Below are 17,283 nucleotides of genomic sequence, written 5' to 3'. Positions count from 1 at the left end.
GCCTGCCTGACGGCAGGCCGTTACCGGCCCGCACACAAAAAATCTGACAGTCCCTTAAGGCCTGGCTCTTCAGCGATACCGTCAACGGTGCCAGTGCTAGCGCGAAGATCTACAGCCTGGTCGAAACCGCCAAGGTCAACGGCCAGGAGCCTTATACGTGGCTGCGCCACGTACTGGAGCGACTGCCGCACGCCTCGTCAGTAACAGACTACGAAGCCCTGCTGCCGTGGAACTGCTCGCCAGAGATGCCACGGTAAACCGTTAGCCCACTGTTGGGTAGGTGGGGTTTATGGATCGCATACATCCATCCCACCCCCCCCTCAAACAAACACCCCCCGCCTAAGCCCGCCATACACCTCCACCAACCGCTCCAAACTAAACGCCAGGTTCCTGCCACTCGGATTCGGCAATACCCACACCGACGCACCGCCGATTGTCGAGTGCTGCTCCCCCCACGCAATCTCCCGTTTGCCCGACAAGCCCGCATACGCCGCCTTGCCCAGAAAGGCCACGCAGCGCGGTGCGTGCTGCGTGATTTTGCGCTCGAACCCCTCGGCCGCGGCGGTGAATTCGTCCGGCGATAACTGGTCCGCTCGCGCCGTGGGGCGTTCAACCACGGTGGTCAAGCCGCAGCCGTATTGCAAAATCACCCGGTCGTTCTGCGGGTTAATTTCGGCAGGGGTAAACCCGGCCAAATGCAACGTGCGCCAGAACCGGTTGCTGCGGCCCATGAAGTGATGCCCGCTCGCCGCAGCGGCGAGCCCCGGGTTGATTCCGCAAAAAATCACCGCCAGGCCCGGCGCCAGGATGTCTGGCAGGCCGTCACTCACGCGCACATCACCTTGACTGCGCTGTGTGCCAGGGCGGTCAGTTCATCGCGGGATTTCCCCGCCCGCGCGCGGATGGAAATGCTGTGCAGCAACGACGACGCGAGCACCGCAAGGGCTTCGGGGTCGGTGTTGCGTTTCAGGTCGCCTGCGTCGATGGCGGCGCGCAGTCGGGTGTGCAGGTGGGTATCGAGGGTGTCGAGACGCTTCAACAGCGCGGCCCGAATCTCGGCATCTTCGACGGCGGCGCTGGGTGCGGTGCCGATGATAAAGCAGCCACGCGGTTCGCCTTCGCCCGAAAAATAGATCGACAGCTGCCCTTCGTACAGGCGTATCAGCGCGTCCGCCAAGCTCAGGCCCGGCTCGGCGAGCGCCGCGTCGATGGCGGCGCTGGCCAGGTCCCAGTACTGCTCGATGGCCTTGAGGTAGATCGCGTGTTTGTCACCAAACGCGGCATACAGGCTGGGCCGGTTCATACCGGCGGCGGCGGCGATGCTGTCCAGGGAGGCGCCGGCGTAGCCGGTGTTCCAGAACACCTCCAGGGCTTTTTGCAGCGCCGTTTGAGGGTCGTAGGCGCGTGGGCGGCCACGGCCTTTTCCTTCGGGATTCTTTTTTTGTTCCATGTCGTACAAAAATCCTTGAGTCGCGGTGGGTGGGTAGATATTCTTACATCATCGCACAAAATTAAACCCCCGACATCCAACGCTTCAAACAGGTGAATTCGATCATGACGCAAGCCCCCAGCAACGCATCGGCTCCCCGTAAACCCTGGCGTTCATGGTTGATGCTGGGGGTGCCTGTGATCGGTGCGGTGATCGGGTATGCGGTGTACCGCAGCCAGGACGGTTTGGTGTCCACCGACAACGCTTATGCCCGCGTGGCCAAGGCGTCGATCAATGCGCGGGTGTCCGGGCAAGTGGTGGAAGTGGCGGTGGACGACAACGAGCCCGTGCATAAAGGCCAGGTGTTGTTTCGCCTCAACCCCGAGCCGTTCCAGGTGGCGGTCGACCGTGCGCAGGCGCAATTGAACGTGGCGCGTTTGCGCATCGACGGGCTCAAGGCCAGCTATCGCCAGCAACAGGCCGACGTGCAGGCCGCCAGGGAATCGGCGGGGTTTGACCAAAAGGAATTCGCGCGCAAGAAGGCCTTGCTGGCCACCGAGTTTGTCTCGCAGGCGGTGTATGAACGCGCCGACACCGACCTTAAAGTCGCGCGCCAACGCATTGCTGCCCTTGAGCAACAGGTTGCCACGACGGTGGTCGCGCTGAGCGGCAACCCCGCCATCGAGGTCGACCGCCACCCCGCCGTTCGTGAGGCCCAGGCTCAGCTCGACGAGGCGCGGCTGTACTTGTCGTACACCACGGTCTACGCGCCGCAAGACGGCATCGTCGCCAAGGTGGATGACGTGCAAGTGGGCAGCTACCTGAGCAGTGGCGCGGCGGCCTTTGCGCTGTTGTCGCCCGAGCACACCTGGATCGAGGCGAACTTCCGCGAAACCCAGCTGAGCCACATGCGCCCCGGGCAACGGGCGACCATCGAGCTGGACACCTACCCCCATCACCCCTTCAAGGCCCACGTCACCAGCATGAGCCCCGGGGCCGGTGCGGACTTTGCGGTGCTGGCGCCGGAAAACGCCACGGGCAACTGGGTCAAGGTGGTGCAGCGCGTGCCGGTGCGCCTGGCGCTGGACGATGCACAGGCCGACCTGCCGCTGTTTTCCGGCACCAGTGCCACGGTGACGGTGGATATCAGGAGCGGCCAATGAACGACGCCCGCACCCTGCGCTGGGTGGCGTTGCTGGTGACCTACCTGCAAGCGATGAACCTGTCGCTGCCCAACGCCGCGCTCAGGCTTATCCAAGGCAGCCTGTCGATGAGCGACGACGAGGCGGGTTGGATCTTCACCGCGTACCTGGCCGCCAGTGCGATCACCTTGCCGCTGGCGCCATGGCTCGCCGCGCGCGTGGGCCTCAAAACCCTCTACCAGGTGGCCATCGCGGGGTTTGCCCTGGGCCTGCTGTTGGCCACGTGTGCGAGTACGACGCTGCAGTTTATCGGTGCTCGTCTGGTTCAAGGCGTCGCCGCCGGGGTGCTCGCGCCGCTGTCGATGGCCATTGCCCTGGAAACGCTGGCGCCTGCCGCCCGCCCGAAGTTCGGCCCGTTGTGGACGGTGATCGGTTTGCTGGGCATCGTCAGTGGGCCGGGCATCGGCGGTTGGGTGTGCGAGCATTTCGGCTGGCGTGCGCTTTTCTACGCGAGCCTGCCATTGCTGGCACTGATCACCCTGGGCGTGGCGCTGCTGCTGCCCGCGAAAAAGCCCGGTGCCACGCCGCCGTTTGATTTCTTCGGTTTTGCCTGTTTCACCCTTGGCATGCTCGGCCTGCAAATGGTGCTCGACCGCGGCCAGCGCCTGGAGTGGTTCGACTCGCCGCAAATCTGGCTGGGCGCTGTCGCCAGCGGGGTGGGGTTCTACCTGTTTGGCGTGCACCGGTTCACGTGTGCCGAGCATTTCATCAGCAAGGCGTTGCTGCGTGACCGTAACTTTTTGCTGTCGACGCTGATCTTTTTTGCAGTGGGTTTTGTGCTGCTGTCGACCATGGCGTTGACGTCGCCGATGCTCGATGAATTGCTCGGCTACCCACCCGACACCACCGGCCTGCTGACCGTGCCCCGGGGCGTAGGCCTGCTCGCTGCATTCTGGTTGATGAACCGGGTGCCGGCTCACCTCGATGGGCGGGCGTTCGTGGCGGTGGGCATTGCCGTGGTGGTCTACGCCAACCATTCGATGCTCGGCTATTCGCCGCTGATGGACCGCTGGCCGGTGGCACTCGCCGGGGCGATCCAGGGCGCGGGCCTTGGCCTGTTGATGCCCGCGTTGTCCCGCGTGGCCTTCAGCACCCTGGACCCGGCCCTGCGGGCTGAAGGCACGGGGCTGTTCAACCTGGTCCGGGTGTATGGCAGCACCCTGGGGGTGGCGGTGGTGCAGTGGTTTTTCTTCAACAACACCCAAACCGTGCACGTGGCGCTCGCCAGCCAATTGACCGCCCATGGGCTGCCCGCATCGATGCCGCTGGCAGCGCTGGCCGGGCTCAATGAAGCCGTCACCGGCCAGGCGGCGTTCATCGCCGTGCTCGGTCAATTCAAGATCCTGATGTGGGCGATGCTGGCCGTGAGCCCGCTGGTCCTTTTGCTGCGCAAACCTTTAGCGACTCACTAGTGTTCTGGAGTGTGCCCCATGAAACCCCACGGGCTTGTCATCTCGGCCGTTATGTCCCTGTCCGCCTGTACCGTTGGCCCGGGCTTCAGTGCGCCGCCGGTCAACACCTCGGGTTATGACACCCAGGCAACTCCGCGTGTTGCGCTTGAGCAACCGGTCGCGGTTGACTGGTGGTCGACCTTTCATTCGCAAAAGCTCGACGGCGTGGTGCGTCAGGCGCTTGCCGGTAACCTTGAGCTGACGGCCGCCGACGCCACGTTGCGCCAGGCCACGGCGTTTATGGAGGCTTCGCAAGGCGCGCTGTGGCCCCAAGTGAGCTTTGCCGCCCAGGCCGGGCGTCAACGGGTGCGTAACGGGCCGCAGCCGTCTGTGCATAACGTGTATGAGGTGGGCCCCCAGGTCAGTTTTGACCTGGACGTGTTTGGCGCCAATCAGCGGCGTGTCGAGCAGCAAGCGGCGTTCGCCGACCTGCAACGGCATCGCTATGAAGCGGCGTACTTGAGCCTGACCGGCAACGTCGCACGCCAGGCGTTGTTGATGGCCTCGGCCAGCGCGCAAATGGAGGCGGTGCAACGCGTGCTCGCCACCGATGCGCGCAACCTGGAACTGGTGCGCGTGGCCCAGCGCAGCGGCGCCACCACGGAACTCGACGTCTCGTTGGCCCGCACGCGCCTGGAGCAGGACCGCACGCTGCTCCCACCGTTGGCGCAGCAGCGCGATGTGCGCTGGCGATCCTCACCGGCCAGGGCCCGGCGGATTGGCGCGCGCCAGACTTCAACCTGGACGACTTCGCCCTGCCCGGGGTGCTCCCGCTGAGCCTGCCTTCGACGCTTGCCCATGACCGTCCGGACGTGCTGCAAGCCGAAGCCCAGTTGCACGCCGCCAGCGCCGCCGTGGGCATCGCCACCGCCAACCTTTACCCGCGTGTCGAGTTGTCGGCCTCGCTGATGCAGGCGGCGTCCGGCAATGGTGGCGCGCTGTTGTGGGGATTGGCCGGGGGGCTGACCGCGCCGGTGTTCAACGGCGGCACGCTCAAGGCCGAACGCCGGGCGGCAGAGCAGGGCTACAACGCGTCACTGGCGGACTACCGGCAGACCGTCATTGCCGCCTTTGGCCAGGTCGCCGACATCCTGCAATCGATTAACCACCACGCCGAGCAATACCAGGCCCAGGCCGCCGCGCTGCAAGCGGCCGACACCAGCCTGCGCCTTAACCAGCACGCCTTCGCCAGTGGCGAAAACGGCGTGCTGCAAGTGCTGGAAGCCCAGCGCGCTTATCAGCAGGCCCTGCTCGGGCAGATCCAGACAAGAACCGCGCAGCACCTGGACACCGTGCAGCTGTTCGTGGCGCTGGGTGGCCGTTCGGTCAACGATTTCACACGCTGAAGGGGCCGACAGGCCCCGTAACGAGAGTAAAAACATGAGCTATTACGATGCACTGCGCGATACCCGCTTTCCCTTGCAGCACGGCAGCAAAGCGATGCCGGGCGTGGGGTTCGGCACCTTGTTCAAAGACCTGTCACTCACCACCCAGGCGGTGACGCAGGCGCTGGAGGCGGGCTTTCGGCATTTCGATTGCGCCGAACGCTATGGCAACGAAGCCCAGGTCGGCGTCGCTTTGCGGCAGGCCATCGAGGCCGGAACGGTCACGCGCGATGAGCTGTTCATCACCACCAAATTGTGGAACAACAACCACCGTCCCGAGCGGGTAGTGCCGGCCTTTGAAGCCAGTTGCCGCAGGCTCCAAGTGGACGTGATCGACTGCTACATGATCCACACGCCGCATGCGTTCCTGCCTGGCGATGACCTGTATCCCCGCGATGTCTACGGGCACGTGCGTTACGACGCGGGCGTGACCCTGATCGAAACCTGGCAAGTGCTGGAACGCCTGGTGGACGAGGGCCGCTGCACGTCCATCGGCCTGTCGGCGATCAGCCTGCCCGCCCTGCGCGAGCTGGTGGCTGTGGCCCGGATCAAACCGGCGGTGGTGCAAGTGGAGTCCCACCCGTACCTGCCCGAATGGGAACTGCTGGAGTACTGCAAGCAGCAAGGCATTGTGGTGCTGGCCTTCGCGCCGCTGGGCCATGGCATGAAACCGCGCGTGCTGGATGAACCGGTGATCAACAGCATCGCCCGTCGCGTGCAGAAAACCCCAGCGCAGGTGGCGTTGGCGTGGTCGGTGCAGCGTGGCGTGGCGTTTCTCACCTCGTCAGTCACCCCGGCGCACATCCGCGAAGACTCGGCCCTCAGCGCCTTGCCGCAGGCGGCCATGCGCGAAATCGAGCGCGACATCACGACCCGGGTGCGCTTCAACCCGGTGATGGACACCGGCGTGCTGGGGTTTATCTCCCGCGAAAAATAACCCCGGCCCAGATCCTCTCGAGGGGAGTCACCCTATGGATGTCTTGCGCACCCTGCGCGTCTTTACCGCCGTGGCGCAAAGCGGCAGTTTCACCGCTGCCGCGCGGCAACTGAACAGCACCACGGCGACGGTATCCAAGGCGGTTTCCAGCCTTGAGGCGCGGCTCAAGACGCGCCTGATCAACCGCACCACCCGCCGCCTGGCGCTGACCCAGGCCGGTGCTCGTTATTTGCAGCGCTGCGAGAAAATCCTCGACGAGGTGCGCGAGGCGGACGACGAGGCGGGCATCGCCCACGTGATCCCGTCCGGGCGTTTGAAAATCCACGCGCTGTCGGCGGTGGGCAATCACTATGTGATCGAAGCCATTGCGCGTTACCGGGACCTGTACCCTTCGGTGCAGTTTGACCTGACCTTGAGCAACCGGGTGCCGGACCTGTTGGAGGAGGGCTACGACATGTCCATCGTGCTTGCGCGGGAGCTGCCCGACTCCGGCTTTGTCGCGCAGCGGCTGGGCGTCACCTACAGCATCCTGTGCGCTTCGCCGCGCTACCTGGAAAAACGCGGCATGCCCGCCACGCCGTGCGCACTCAAGGCCCACGATTGCCTGCGGGTGGTCAATACGGTGATGCCGGTGGAGAACTGGTCGTTCGAGGGCCCAGAGGGAGCAGAAACGTTCAACGTGCCCCCATCCCCCTTTCAGATCAATACCGCCGACGGCATGACCATCGCCATCAAGCACGGCATGGGGATTGGTATCCAGCCCATCGCCTCTGCATGGGACGGCCTGCGCGACGGCACGTTGGTGCGGGTGTTGCCCGAGTACCATTTCAAGGCCCTGAGCCTGTTCGCCATCTACCCGTCACGCAAGTTCGTGGATGCCAAAACCCGCTCCTGGGTGCAGTTCTTGAAGGACTCGATGCCCCACGTGCTGGCCGAAGATGAAAAACGTGTCAGCGCCTAGTCAGGCGTCTTTACCCAGCAAGGTGCGGGCAAATTCATTGGACGCGATAAAGTCCATGGCCTTGCGCAGTTCGTCAGCCGCTTGGGCGCCAAAGGCGCCGTCAAACCGGGCCGCCATTTGCCGGGACACCACCTTGGCTTGCACAAAGAGCGCCTGGCCGGCCGGTGTCAGCGAAACGCGTCGGCTGCGGCGGTCGAACTCATCCACCTGCAACACCACCAAGCCGTCGCGCACCAGCGGCTTGAGCGTGTGGCCCAAGGCTGAAAGGTCCATGACCAGGGCATGGGACAGCTCGCTCATGGTCGGTGCGTCGGCCTGCGCGATGTGGTTCATCAAGGAAAACTGTGTGGCTTTAAGCCCAAACGCCGCGAATGCCTCGTCATAGATCTGCGCCATGCGACGGGACGCGCGACGCACCGCTCCGTTCGTGCAGGTGCTGGGGCTATACGGGGTAGGTGGTGCACATTTCACGGACGCTTCACTCGCTTTTAAGAAGAGGGGGGGTAGTCATTATGACTAAATATGAATACAGACATACCTTGCAATAATTTAGTTGCATATGCCACTAAAAGCGATAAGGTGGCATATGCCTCTATCTGACCGGATGTCAGTTCACCCCGCCCGGACCTGACCGGGGCGAGGCAGGAGAGCGACGTCACTGGGCGTCATCTTCGGTATTCAACTTCCTGTCTGGATCACACCTATGCTGAGCCTCGTGCGCACCGCATTGCGGCGCCCCTATACCTTCCTGGTATTGGCTATTTTCATCCTGATAGTGGGCCCGCTCGCGGCCTTGCGTACCCCGACCGACATCTTTCCCGAAATCCGCATTCCCGTGATTGCCGTGATCTGGCAATTCACCGGGCTTGCGCCCGACCAGATGGCGGGGCGTATCACATCGCCCTTCGAGCGCGTGCTGACCACCACGGTCAATGACATCCGCCACATCGAGGCGCAATCGCTCAATGGCTACGGCATCGTCAAGGTGTTCTTCCAGCCGGGTGTGAATATCAGTACCGCCAACGCGCAAATGACCGCCGTGTCCCAGGCCATCTTGCGGACCCTGCCGCCGGGCACCACGCCGCCGCTGATCCTCAATTACAGCGCCTCCACCGTGCCGATCGTGCAACTGGCCCTCTCGGGCCAGGGCCTGAGCGAACAGCGCCTGGGCGACCTGGGCCTCAACAGCGTGCGCCTGATGCTCACCACCGTGCCCGGCGCCGCGCTGCCGTACCCGTTCGGCGGCAAGAGCCGCCAGGTGCAGATCGACCTCGACTCGGCCAAGATGCAGGCCCTGGGGTTGTCGGCGCAAGACGTCGCCAACGCCCTGGCCACGCAAAACCAGATCACGCCGGTGGGCACCCAGAAAATCGGCAGCTACGAATTCAACCTGCAACTGAACAACTCCCCGACCGATTTCCACGACCTGGAAAACCTGCCGATCAAGGCTGCCGACGGCACCACCGTGTTGATCCGCGACGTCGCCACCGTGCGCGACGGCAACCCGCCGCAGACCAACATCGTGCACGTCAACGGCAACCGTTCGGTGCTCATCCCGGTGCTCAAGACCGGGTCGGCGTCGACCTTGGGCGTGATCGCCGGGGTCAAGGAAAAACTGGCGGACAACAAGGGCGCGCTGCCGCCCAACCTTAATATCGACCTGATCGGCGACCAGTCGCTGTTCGTGCGCTCGGCCATCAGCGGCGTGGCTCGCGAAGGTTTGATTGCGGCCGCGTTGACCAGCCTGATGATCCTGTTGTTCCTGGGCAGTTGGCGTTCGACGGTGATCATCGCCACCTCCATTCCCTTGGCGATTCTGGCGTCCATCGCGACCCTGTCGGCGCTGGGTGAAACCCTCAACATCATGACCCTGGGCGGCCTGGCGCTGGCCGTGGGGATCCTGGTGGACGACGCCACGGTGACCATCGAAAACATCAACTGGCACCTGGAACAGGGCAAGGCGGTTGAAACGGCGATCCTCGACGGCGCGGCGCAAATCGTGACCCCGGCGTTTGTGTCCCTGCTGTGTATCTGCATCGTGTTCGTGCCGATGTTCTTCCTGGAGGGCGTGGCGCGTTTCCTGTTCGTGCCGATGGCCGAAGCGGTGATCTTTGCAATGATCGCCTCGTTTATCTTGTCGCGTACCCTGGTGCCGACGCTGGCCAACTACCTGCTCAAACCTCACGTGCACCACGAAGGCGGGCCCGCGCCGTCGCGCAACCCGCTGGTGATGTTCCAGCGCGGGTTCGAGAAACGCTTCGAGGCCCTGCGCGCGGTGTATCACGCCGCGCTCGACAGCGCCTTGCAGCAGCGCCGTACCGTGGTAGTGGCCATGCTCGCGTTTGTCGCGTTGTCGTTTGCCCTGGTGCCCCTGCTCGGTCGCAACTTCTTCCCCACGGTGGACTCCGGGCAGATCCTGCTCCACGTACGGGCCCCGGTGGGCACGCGGGTTGAAAGCAGCGCGCACCTGATCGCCGACATCGAAAACACGATCCGCAAAATCGTGCCGCCCCAGGAACTCAAGACGCTGGTGGACAACATCGGCCTGTCCATCAGCGGCATCAACGTGGCGTACAACAACACCGGCACCGTGGGCTCCCAGGACGGTGATATCCAGATCAGCCTGAACGAGGACCACCGGCCGACCGCCGAGTACATGCGCGAACTGCGCGAAACACTGCCGCGCCAGTTCCCGAGTGCAGTGTTCTCGTTCCCGGCTTCGGACATCGTCGGGCAGATCCTCAACTTCGGCTCCTCGGCGCCGGTGGACGTGCAAGTCAGCGGCAACAACCTGGCGGCCAACTTCACCTATGCGGGGGCCTTGCTGCGGGACATCCGCCGGGTGCCGGGCGTGGTGGATGCGCGTCTGCAGCAGTCGCGGCAGTTGCCCACGCTCAAGGTCGATGTGGACCGCACCCGTGCGCAACTGGTGGGCTTGACCGAGCGCGACGTGACCAACAGCCTGGTGGTCAACCTGGCCGGTTCCAGCCAGGTGGCGCCGACGTTCTGGCTCAACAGTGCCAACGGCATTTCCTACCCGATCGTGATGCAAACCCCGCAATACGGCCTCGACAACCTGGCCGCGCTCCACAACCTGCCGCTGAGCGGCAGCGCTGGCGGTGCCACGGACCAGACCCTGGGCGGCCTGGCAAACATCGAGCGCACCCACAGCAACTCGGTGTTCACGCAGTCGGATATCCAGCCGGTGGTGGAAGTCCTCGCGTCTATCCAGGACCGTGACCTGGGCGCCGTCGCCGCCGACATCCAAAACGTCATCGCGGCCCATGCCAGCGGCCTGCCCACCGGGTCCAAGGTGCAACTGCAAGGGCAGGTGCAAACCATGAACGCGGCGTTCAGCGGCTTGCTGTTCGGCTTGCTGGGCGCGGTGGTGCTGATCTATCTGCTGATCGTGGTCAACTTCCAGTCCTGGATCGACCCGTTCGTGATCATCACCGCGTTGCCAGCCGCGCTAGCGGGCATCGTGTGGATGCTGTTTGTCACACACACGCCGCTGTCGGTGCCCGCGCTCACCGGGGCCATCATGTGCATGGGCGTCGCGACCGCCAACGCCATCCTGGTGGTGAGTTTCTGCCGCGAACGCCTGGCCGAGCATGGCAACGCGGTGCAAGCGGCGCTGGAAGCGGGCTTCACCCGTTTGCGCCCGGTCTTGATGACGGCGATTTCGATGATCATCGGCATGGCGCCCATGGCGCTGGGCATGGGCGAGGGCGGTGAGCAAAACGCCCCGCTGGGCCGCGCCGTGATCGGCGGCCTGACCTTTGCCACCATCGCCACGTTGTTCCTGGTCCCGCTGATTTTCAGTCTTGTGCACGGGCGTCGTCAGCACGCCACGTTTGCGACCACCGCCACTCAAGGGGTTTGACATGTCTGTTTCCGTTACCAATCCGGGTTCACCCCGCCGTTCTTCCCGTGGCTTGCTCTGGCTGGTGCTGGGGCTGGCGGTGTTGGTGGCTGTCGTGGTGTTCGGCGTGAGCGTGCGCGCCAGCGAATCGCGCGACCTGGCCACCTGGACCAACGCCCAGGCGCTGCCCAGCGTCATCCTGGTGAGCCCGACCGTGCAACCCCAGGGGCCGGTGCTGAACTTGCCGGGCCGCCTCGAGGCGTACTCGCGGGCGTCGATCTTCGCGCGGGTCAGCGGCTACCTGAAAAACTGGAACGTCGACATCGGCAGCCACGTCAAGGCGGGTCAACTGCTTGCCGAAATCGACACCCCCGAACTCGACCAGCAACTGCTGCAAGCCCGCGCCGTACTGGCTTCGGCCGAAGCCGACGCGCAGCTGGCGCAAACCACCGCCAAGCGCTGGCAGGCCATGCTGGCCTCCGATTCGGTGTCTCGCCAGGACGTGGATGAACGCACCGGTGACCTCACCGCCAAGCTGGCCAAAGTGGCGGCGGCCAAGGCCAATGTGGAGCAACTGGTGGCGACCAAAGGCTTCCAGCGCCTGACCGCACCGTTTGCCGGTACGGTCACTGCCCGCTCCACCGACGTGGGCGCGCTGATCACTGCGGGCGGCACCAGCGGCAAGGAGCTGTTCGCCATCTCTGACGTCAGCCGCCTGCGGGTGTACGTGCAAGTGCCGCAGAGCTCGGCGCCACAAATCAAGCAAGGCACGGTCGCGCGTTTGAGCGTGCCCGAATACCGCGGTGAAACCTTCAGTGCCAAAGTGGTCGCCACGGCGGATGCGGTCAATGCCGCTTCCGGCAGCACCCTGGTGCAATTGCTGGTCGACAACCCGCAGGGCCGTCTGCTGCCGGGTGCCTACACCAGCGTGCAGTTCGACTTGCCGGTGCAGACCAACGTGCTGCGCCTGCCTGCCAGTGCCCTGGTGTTCGATGACCACGGCATGCGCGTGGCCACCCTGGACGCGCAAAACCATGTGCGCTTCAAAACCATCACCCTGGCCCGTGACCTGGGCGACAGCGTGGAGGTGGGCAGCGGCCTGCTCGCCACCGACCGGGTGATCGACACCCCGCCGGACGGCCTGGCCGACGATGACGCGGTGCAACTGGCGGCCAACCCGGTGGAGGCCAAACCCCATGGCTAAGCACGCAGTATGGGGGCTGCTCGCCAGCCTGAGCCTGGGCGCCTGTTCCCTGGCGCCGCCGCTGGACGTGCCCAAAACCCCGCTGGCCGAGCAGTTCCATACCCAAGGGCCGTGGACGCAGGGTACGCCCAACGACCAGTCCAGCCGCGACGGTTGGTGGCACCTTTACAAAGACGCGCAACTGGACGCGATGGAGCAGCAATTGCTGCAAAACAACCCCGACCTGAGCGCCGCCCTGGCGCACTACCAGCAATCCCAGGCGTACCTGGCGCAGGCACAGTCGGGGCTGTTTCCGAAAATCTCCGGGTTTGCCAGCGGCCAGCGCCTGCGCCAGTCGGACACCCGGCCATTGCGCTCGGCCACCTCGCCCAGCATCTACAACGCCGGTACGGCCGGGATCGAAGTCGACTACGAAGTGGACCTGTGGGGCCGCGTGCGTGACACCCTCGCCGCAGGCAACAGCGATGCCCAGGCGGCCCAGGCTGACCTGGCGTCGGTACGCCTGAGCCTGCAGGCGCAACTGGCCGACAGCTACATTAGGTTGCGCGGCATAGACCGCCAGGACCAGTTGTTGCAGCAGACCCGCGACGCCTACGCCAAGGCCTTGAGCCTCACCGAAGGCCTGCACGGCGGCGGCATCGTGTCCGGCCTGGACGTGGCGCGGGCGCGCACGCAGTTGTCCACGGTCAAGTCGCAACTGAACCAGAACCTGGTGCAACGCGCGGTGCTGGAGCACTCGATTGCAGCGATGCTCGGCGAGTCGGCGTCCACCTATGCGCTGGCGCCGAGCGTGGCCGAAATCGGCTTGCCCGCGGTGCCCACTGGCGTGCCGTCGACCTTGCTGCAACGCCGTCCGGACATCGCCGCCGCAGAACGGCGCATTGCCTCGGCCACCGCCCGCATCGGTGTGGCGCGGGCCGCGTGGTTCCCGGCGATTACCTTGAGCGGGCAGGGCGGTTATCAAAGTGACGAGTTCGCGCATCTGTTGAGCGCGCCCAACCTGTTCTGGGCCATTGGCCCCTCGTTGGTGGGTACGCTTTTCGACGGCGGCGCCCGCCAGGCCGGTGTGGACAGCGCCAAGGCGGCCACTGATGAGGCGGCCGCCAAATACCGTGGCGTGGTGTTGACCGCGTTTGAACAGGTGGAAAACAACCTGTCGACGCTCGGCGGCCTCGCCAGCGCTCTGGATGACCAGCGCGACGCCGCCGCCGCCGCCCAAGAGGCCGAGGACTTGTCCATGGCCCGCTATCGCCAGGGCGCCGTGGCCTACCTGGACGTGGTGACGGCGCAGGTTGCCTCGTTGCAGGCACAGCGTTCGGTGCTGGATTTGCAGACACAACAGCTAAGCGCCAATGTGGGCCTGATCAAGGCCCTCGGCGGCGGTTGGAACGTGGCCCAACTGACCTCGGCCTCTCGATAACCCTCAGGAGAATCAAACGTGAGTGAATACGTACCCCCGAAAGTCTGGACCTGGCAAACCGAAAACGGAGGCCACTTTGCCAAAATCAACCGGCCCATTGCCGGCGCGACACACGACAAGGAGCTGCCCGTAGGCCGCCACCCGTTGCAGCTGTATTCCCTGGCCACGCCCAACGGGCAAAAGGTCACGATCCTGCTGGAAGAGTTGTTGGCCTTGGGGCATCAGGGCGCGGAGTACGACGCCTGGCTGATCCGCATTGGCGAGGGCGACCAGTTCGGCAGCGGCTTTGTGGGGGTCAACCCCAACTCCAAGATCCCCGCGTTGCTCGACCGCAGCGGCGACACGCCGATCCGCGTCTTTGAGTCCGGTGCGATCTTGCAGTACCTGGCCGAAAAGTTCGGCGCCTTCCTGCCCACCGAACCTGCGGCGCGGGCCGAGTGCCTGTCGTGGCTGTTCTGGCAGATGGGCAGCGCGCCGTACCTGGGCGGTGGCTTCGGGCATTTCTATGCCTATGCCCCGACCAAGATCGAGTACGCCATCGACCGGTTCACCATGGAAACCAAACGCCAACTGGACGTGCTGGACCAGCAATTGGCCCGCCACGCCTACATCGCGGACGATGAGTACACCATCGCTGATATCGCGATCTGGCCGTGGTACGGCGGCCTGGTGAAGGGGCGCTTGTATGGCGCCGCCGAGTTCCTGTCGGTGCAGGACTACCCGAACGTGCAACGCTGGGCCGACGCGATTGACGCCCGGCCAGCGGTACAGCGCGGGCGCCGGGTGAACCGGGTGTCTGGCGAGCCGGCCGAGCAGTTGGCGGAGCGGCACGCGGCGTCTGATCTGGACTGACCGTCAGGCCGGCGGGTGCGCGGCACCACAGGCCTGCGATGCATCAAGCGTGCGCCGCTCCCACTTGGCAATCACCAGGGGGGCGAGCGCATTGCCCAGCACGTTCAACGCCGTGCCCGGCATTTCTATCAGCCGGTACACCCCGGCGATAAACGCAATGCCCTCCAGCGGCAGCCCGGCACTGGCCAGCGTTGCCGACAGAATCACAAACATGAACCCCGGCACCCCCGCCGCGCCCTTGGAGGTGAGCACCATCGTCACCACCAGCAGCGCCTGGTCGCTCAGGCTCAGGTCGATGCCGTACAGCTGCGCGACAAACAAGGTGCCGACGCCCAGGAACAGCGAGGCGCCATCGAGGTTGAACGAGTACCCCACCGGCACCACAAAGCTGACCAGCGAGGGCGGTACGCCGTAGGTTTCCAGCTTGCGCATCAGTTGCGGCATCACCGCCGCGGAGCTGGCGGTGGAAAACGCCAGCACCAGTTCATCCTTGATATGGCGCATCAGGGCGAACAGGTTAATCCCGCACAAACGGGCCACCAGGTTGAGCACCACCAGTACAAAAAACGCGATGGACAAGTAGCTGACCAGAATCAGCTTGGCCATGGGCAACAGCGAGCCGAAGCCGAAACTGGCCACCGTCACCGAGATCATCGCGAACACGCCAATGGGGGCGTAGGCCATGATCATCGAAGTGACTTTGAACATGGCGTCCGACATGCCGCGCAACACGCTGATGACCGGGTCTTTGCGCTCGGCGGGCAAGCGCGACACGCCCAGGCCGAACATCACCGCAAAAAACAGCACCGACAGCAGGCTGCCCTGGGCCATGGCGCTGATGATGTTGTCGGGGATGATGCCCACGATAATCTGCCCCAGGCTGTGACTGGCGCCACTGGCGGCAGGCAGGCTGATGGCAGCGGCGTGCAGGCTGGCCAGTTCAGTGCCGGCACCGGGTTTGAGCAGGTTGCCAAACACCAGGCCCACAACGATCGCCAGGCTGGTGATGCAAAAGAAATAGCCCAGCGTCTTGACGCCGATGCGCCCCAGGGATTGGCCGCTGCCGTGGCCCGCAATGCTCACCACCATGCAGGCGAACACAATGGGCACGACGATCATTTTCATCAGCTTGATAAAGATATCGCCCGCCGGTTGCAGCACGTTGTCTATCAGCCACGGGCGCGAGTCAGGAAAGTGGTGCAGCAGGGCGCCAACGGCGATGCCTGCGAGCAGGCCGATCAGGATTTGCCAGACCAGCGCGATGCGGGGTGTGTGCATGGGAATGCCTCATTGTTTATCAATGCTTATGAGTGTTGTTCTAGGCAGTCAAAAGGCAGCCATCCATGGCCGCCGGGCGGCGCGGGTCAGGCTCGGCGCAGGTGTTGGCAGGCTTCTTTGAGGCGTCGGCAGCCTTCTTCGATCACGCTCAGGGAGCTGGCGAACGAGAGGCGTACATACGGCGACATGCCGTAGGCCTCACCACTGACCGTGGCCAGGCCGTAGTCGCGCAGCAGGTACTCGGTCAGCTGGGTATCGGTGTTTATCCGGTCCCCTTTGCCGGTGACGGTGCCCATCAGCCCGCTCACGTTGGCGAACACGTAAAAGGCGCCCTCGGGTGGGGTAAAACTCAAGCCGGGCACCTGCGTCAGCAGCTCGCACATGCGGGTGCTGCGCTGGCGGTACACCTCGCGCATCCAGGCAATGGGCGCCTGGTCGCCGGCAAAGGCTGCGACGGCGGCGGCCTGGCTGACGGAGCTTGGGCAGGTGGTGGTCTGCGAGAGCAGCTTGGCGATGGCGCCGATCAACCAGGCGGGGCCTGCCCCAAAGCCCAGGCGCCAACCGGTCATGGCGTAGCCTTTGGACGCGCCGTTGACGATCAGGGTGCGCGGCTTGAGGTCGGGCGCCAGGTGCGTCAGCGGCAGGTGTCGGGCGTCGCCGTACACAAAGTGCTCGTAGATCTCGTCCGCCATCACCAGCACATGGGGATGACGGCGCAGCACCTCGGCCAGTGCCCGCAGCTCGGCCTCGTGGTACACCGCGCCGCTGGGGTTGTTCGGGCTGTTGAGGATCACCCATTTGGTACGCGGGGTGATCGCTTGCTCCAGTGCCTGGGGCGACAGTTTGAAGCCCAGGGACTCATCGCCGGGAATGATCACCGGGGTGGCATCGTTGAGCCGGGCGATGTCGGGGTAAGACACCCAATACGGCGTGTGCACCACGACTTCATCGCCACGGTTCAAGGTGGCCGCCAGGGCGTGGTAGATGATGTGCTTGCCGCCGCACCCGGCGACCACTTCATCAAGGCCGTAGTCCAGCGCGTTGTCGCGCTTGAGCTTGAGGCAAATGGCCTGGCGCAGCGCCAGGGTGCCGGTGGTGGGCGTGTAGTGGGTGTCGCCAGCGTGCATCGCGGTGTTGGCGGCGTGCAGGATGTGCGCCGGGGTGTCGAAGTCCGGCTCGCCCACGGTGAAGTTGATGATGTCGCGGCCCTGGGCGCGCAGCTCGTTGGCCAGGGCGTTGGCGGTGACGCTGGGCGAGGGCGCGATACCCAGCACCCGGTCAGACAAAAATGCAGTGCTCATG

General features: G+C 64.6%; 13 protein-coding genes and 2 pseudogenes. 10 read left to right on the top strand and 5 right to left on the bottom strand.

What is annotated here, in order from left to right; genetic code table 11:
- Window positions 1–56 precede the first annotated feature (56 nt).
- A pseudogene (locus tag ACW9H9_RS14180) lies at window positions 57–257 on the top strand (transposase domain-containing protein); the annotation flags it as partial.
- A gap of 63 nt (window positions 258–320) precedes the next feature.
- Here ACW9H9_RS14180 and mug read toward each other — a convergent pair.
- Window positions 321–830 carry a G/U mismatch-specific DNA glycosylase gene (gene mug, locus ACW9H9_RS14175; protein ID WP_457343824.1) on the bottom strand — a complete coding sequence of 170 codons (510 nt, stop codon included), beginning with the start codon at window positions 828–830 and terminating at the stop codon, window positions 321–323.
- A complete protein-coding gene (locus ACW9H9_RS14170) occupies window positions 827–1,450 on the bottom strand; it encodes a TetR/AcrR family transcriptional regulator (protein ID WP_457343823.1) in 624 nt (207 codons plus the stop codon). Before ACW9H9_RS14170 ends, mug begins: the two co-directional genes overlap by 4 nt.
- Before the next feature lie 104 nt (window positions 1,451–1,554).
- Here ACW9H9_RS14170 and ACW9H9_RS14165 point away from each other — a divergent pair, with 104 nt between their 5' ends.
- From ACW9H9_RS14165 to ACW9H9_RS14145, 5 genes and pseudogenes are all read left to right on the top strand, one after another.
- A complete protein-coding gene (locus ACW9H9_RS14165) occupies window positions 1,555–2,592 on the top strand; it encodes an HlyD family secretion protein (protein ID WP_457343822.1) in 1,038 nt (345 codons plus the stop codon).
- The gene (locus ACW9H9_RS14160) at window positions 2,589–4,043 is read left to right on the top strand and encodes an MFS transporter (RefSeq protein WP_457343821.1); all 1,455 of its coding nucleotides are present in this window, start codon (window positions 2,589–2,591) and stop codon (window positions 4,041–4,043) included. The genes ACW9H9_RS14165 and ACW9H9_RS14160 overlap by 4 nt, the downstream gene beginning before the upstream one ends.
- Window positions 4,044–4,061: 18 nt before the next feature.
- A pseudogene (locus ACW9H9_RS14155) lies at window positions 4,062–5,428 on the top strand (efflux transporter outer membrane subunit).
- A gap of 34 nt (window positions 5,429–5,462) precedes the next feature.
- Window positions 5,463–6,404 carry an aldo/keto reductase gene (locus ACW9H9_RS14150; protein ID WP_457343820.1) on the top strand — a complete coding sequence of 314 codons (942 nt, stop codon included), beginning with the start codon at window positions 5,463–5,465 and terminating at the stop codon, window positions 6,402–6,404.
- Between the two features lie 34 nt (window positions 6,405–6,438).
- Window positions 6,439–7,365, top strand: coding sequence for a LysR substrate-binding domain-containing protein (locus tag ACW9H9_RS14145; RefSeq protein ID WP_457343818.1), 927 nt, complete (start codon window positions 6,439–6,441; stop codon window positions 7,363–7,365).
- Here the strand turns inward: ACW9H9_RS14145 and ACW9H9_RS14140 are convergent, their stop codons facing one another.
- Window positions 7,366–7,782, bottom strand: coding sequence for a MarR family winged helix-turn-helix transcriptional regulator (locus tag ACW9H9_RS14140; RefSeq protein WP_457343817.1), 417 nt, complete (start codon window positions 7,780–7,782; stop codon window positions 7,366–7,368).
- Between the two features lie 286 nt (window positions 7,783–8,068).
- Here ACW9H9_RS14140 and ACW9H9_RS14135 point away from each other — a divergent pair, with 286 nt between their 5' ends.
- Genes ACW9H9_RS14135 through yghU form a run of 4 tightly spaced genes read left to right on the top strand, consistent with a single transcriptional unit; the run spans window position 8,069 to window position 14,703 of the window.
- Complete coding sequence (locus tag ACW9H9_RS14135; protein WP_457343816.1) at window positions 8,069–11,248, top strand: efflux RND transporter permease subunit; 3,180 nt, start codon at window positions 8,069–8,071, stop codon at window positions 11,246–11,248.
- Between the two features lies 1 nt (window position 11,249).
- Complete coding sequence (locus ACW9H9_RS14130; RefSeq protein ID WP_457343815.1) at window positions 11,250–12,431, top strand: efflux RND transporter periplasmic adaptor subunit; 1,182 nt, start codon at window positions 11,250–11,252, stop codon at window positions 12,429–12,431.
- Complete coding sequence (locus tag ACW9H9_RS14125) at window positions 12,424–13,851, top strand: efflux transporter outer membrane subunit (protein WP_457343814.1); 1,428 nt, start codon at window positions 12,424–12,426, stop codon at window positions 13,849–13,851. The genes ACW9H9_RS14130 and ACW9H9_RS14125 overlap by 8 nt, the downstream gene beginning before the upstream one ends.
- Before the next feature lie 18 nt (window positions 13,852–13,869).
- A complete protein-coding gene (yghU, locus tag ACW9H9_RS14120) occupies window positions 13,870–14,703 on the top strand; it encodes a glutathione-dependent disulfide-bond oxidoreductase (RefSeq protein WP_457343813.1) in 834 nt (277 codons plus the stop codon).
- 3 nt (window positions 14,704–14,706) lie between these two features.
- Here the strand turns inward: yghU and ACW9H9_RS14115 are convergent, their stop codons facing one another.
- Complete coding sequence (locus ACW9H9_RS14115; protein WP_457343811.1) at window positions 14,707–15,981, bottom strand: cation:dicarboxylate symporter family transporter; 1,275 nt, start codon at window positions 15,979–15,981, stop codon at window positions 14,707–14,709.
- Window positions 15,982–16,067: 86 nt separating this feature from the next.
- Entirely contained in the window at window positions 16,068–17,282 is a 1,215-nt protein-coding gene (locus tag ACW9H9_RS14110) for a pyridoxal phosphate-dependent aminotransferase (RefSeq protein ID WP_457343810.1), read from the bottom strand.
- Between the last annotated feature and the right edge of the window lies 1 nt (window position 17,283).

The organism is Pseudomonas sp. SDO5215_S409 (assembly GCF_054071325.1).
This window is presented reverse-complemented; position numbering and strand designations above follow the sequence as displayed.

Coding starts and splice junctions, on each gene's coding strand:
- ACW9H9_RS14170 (WP_457343823.1), bottom strand. CDS start 1,450: ATGGAACAAAAAAAGAATCCCGAAGGAAAAGGCCGTGGCCGCCCACGC.
- ACW9H9_RS14165 (WP_457343822.1), top strand. CDS start 1,555: ATGACGCAAGCCCCCAGCAACGCATCGGCTCCCCGTAAACCCTGGCGT.
- ACW9H9_RS14160 (WP_457343821.1), top strand. CDS start 2,589: ATGAACGACGCCCGCACCCTGCGCTGGGTGGCGTTGCTGGTGACCTAC.
- ACW9H9_RS14150 (WP_457343820.1), top strand. CDS start 5,463: ATGAGCTATTACGATGCACTGCGCGATACCCGCTTTCCCTTGCAGCAC.
- ACW9H9_RS14145 (WP_457343818.1), top strand. CDS start 6,439: ATGGATGTCTTGCGCACCCTGCGCGTCTTTACCGCCGTGGCGCAAAGC.
- ACW9H9_RS14135 (WP_457343816.1), top strand. CDS start 8,069: ATGCTGAGCCTCGTGCGCACCGCATTGCGGCGCCCCTATACCTTCCTG.
- ACW9H9_RS14130 (WP_457343815.1), top strand. CDS start 11,250: ATGTCTGTTTCCGTTACCAATCCGGGTTCACCCCGCCGTTCTTCCCGT.
- ACW9H9_RS14125 (WP_457343814.1), top strand. CDS start 12,424: ATGGCTAAGCACGCAGTATGGGGGCTGCTCGCCAGCCTGAGCCTGGGC.
- ACW9H9_RS14115 (WP_457343811.1), bottom strand. CDS start 15,981: ATGCACACACCCCGCATCGCGCTGGTCTGGCAAATCCTGATCGGCCTG.
- ACW9H9_RS14110 (WP_457343810.1), bottom strand. CDS start 17,282: ATGAGCACTGCATTTTTGTCTGACCGGGTGCTGGGTATCGCGCCCTCG.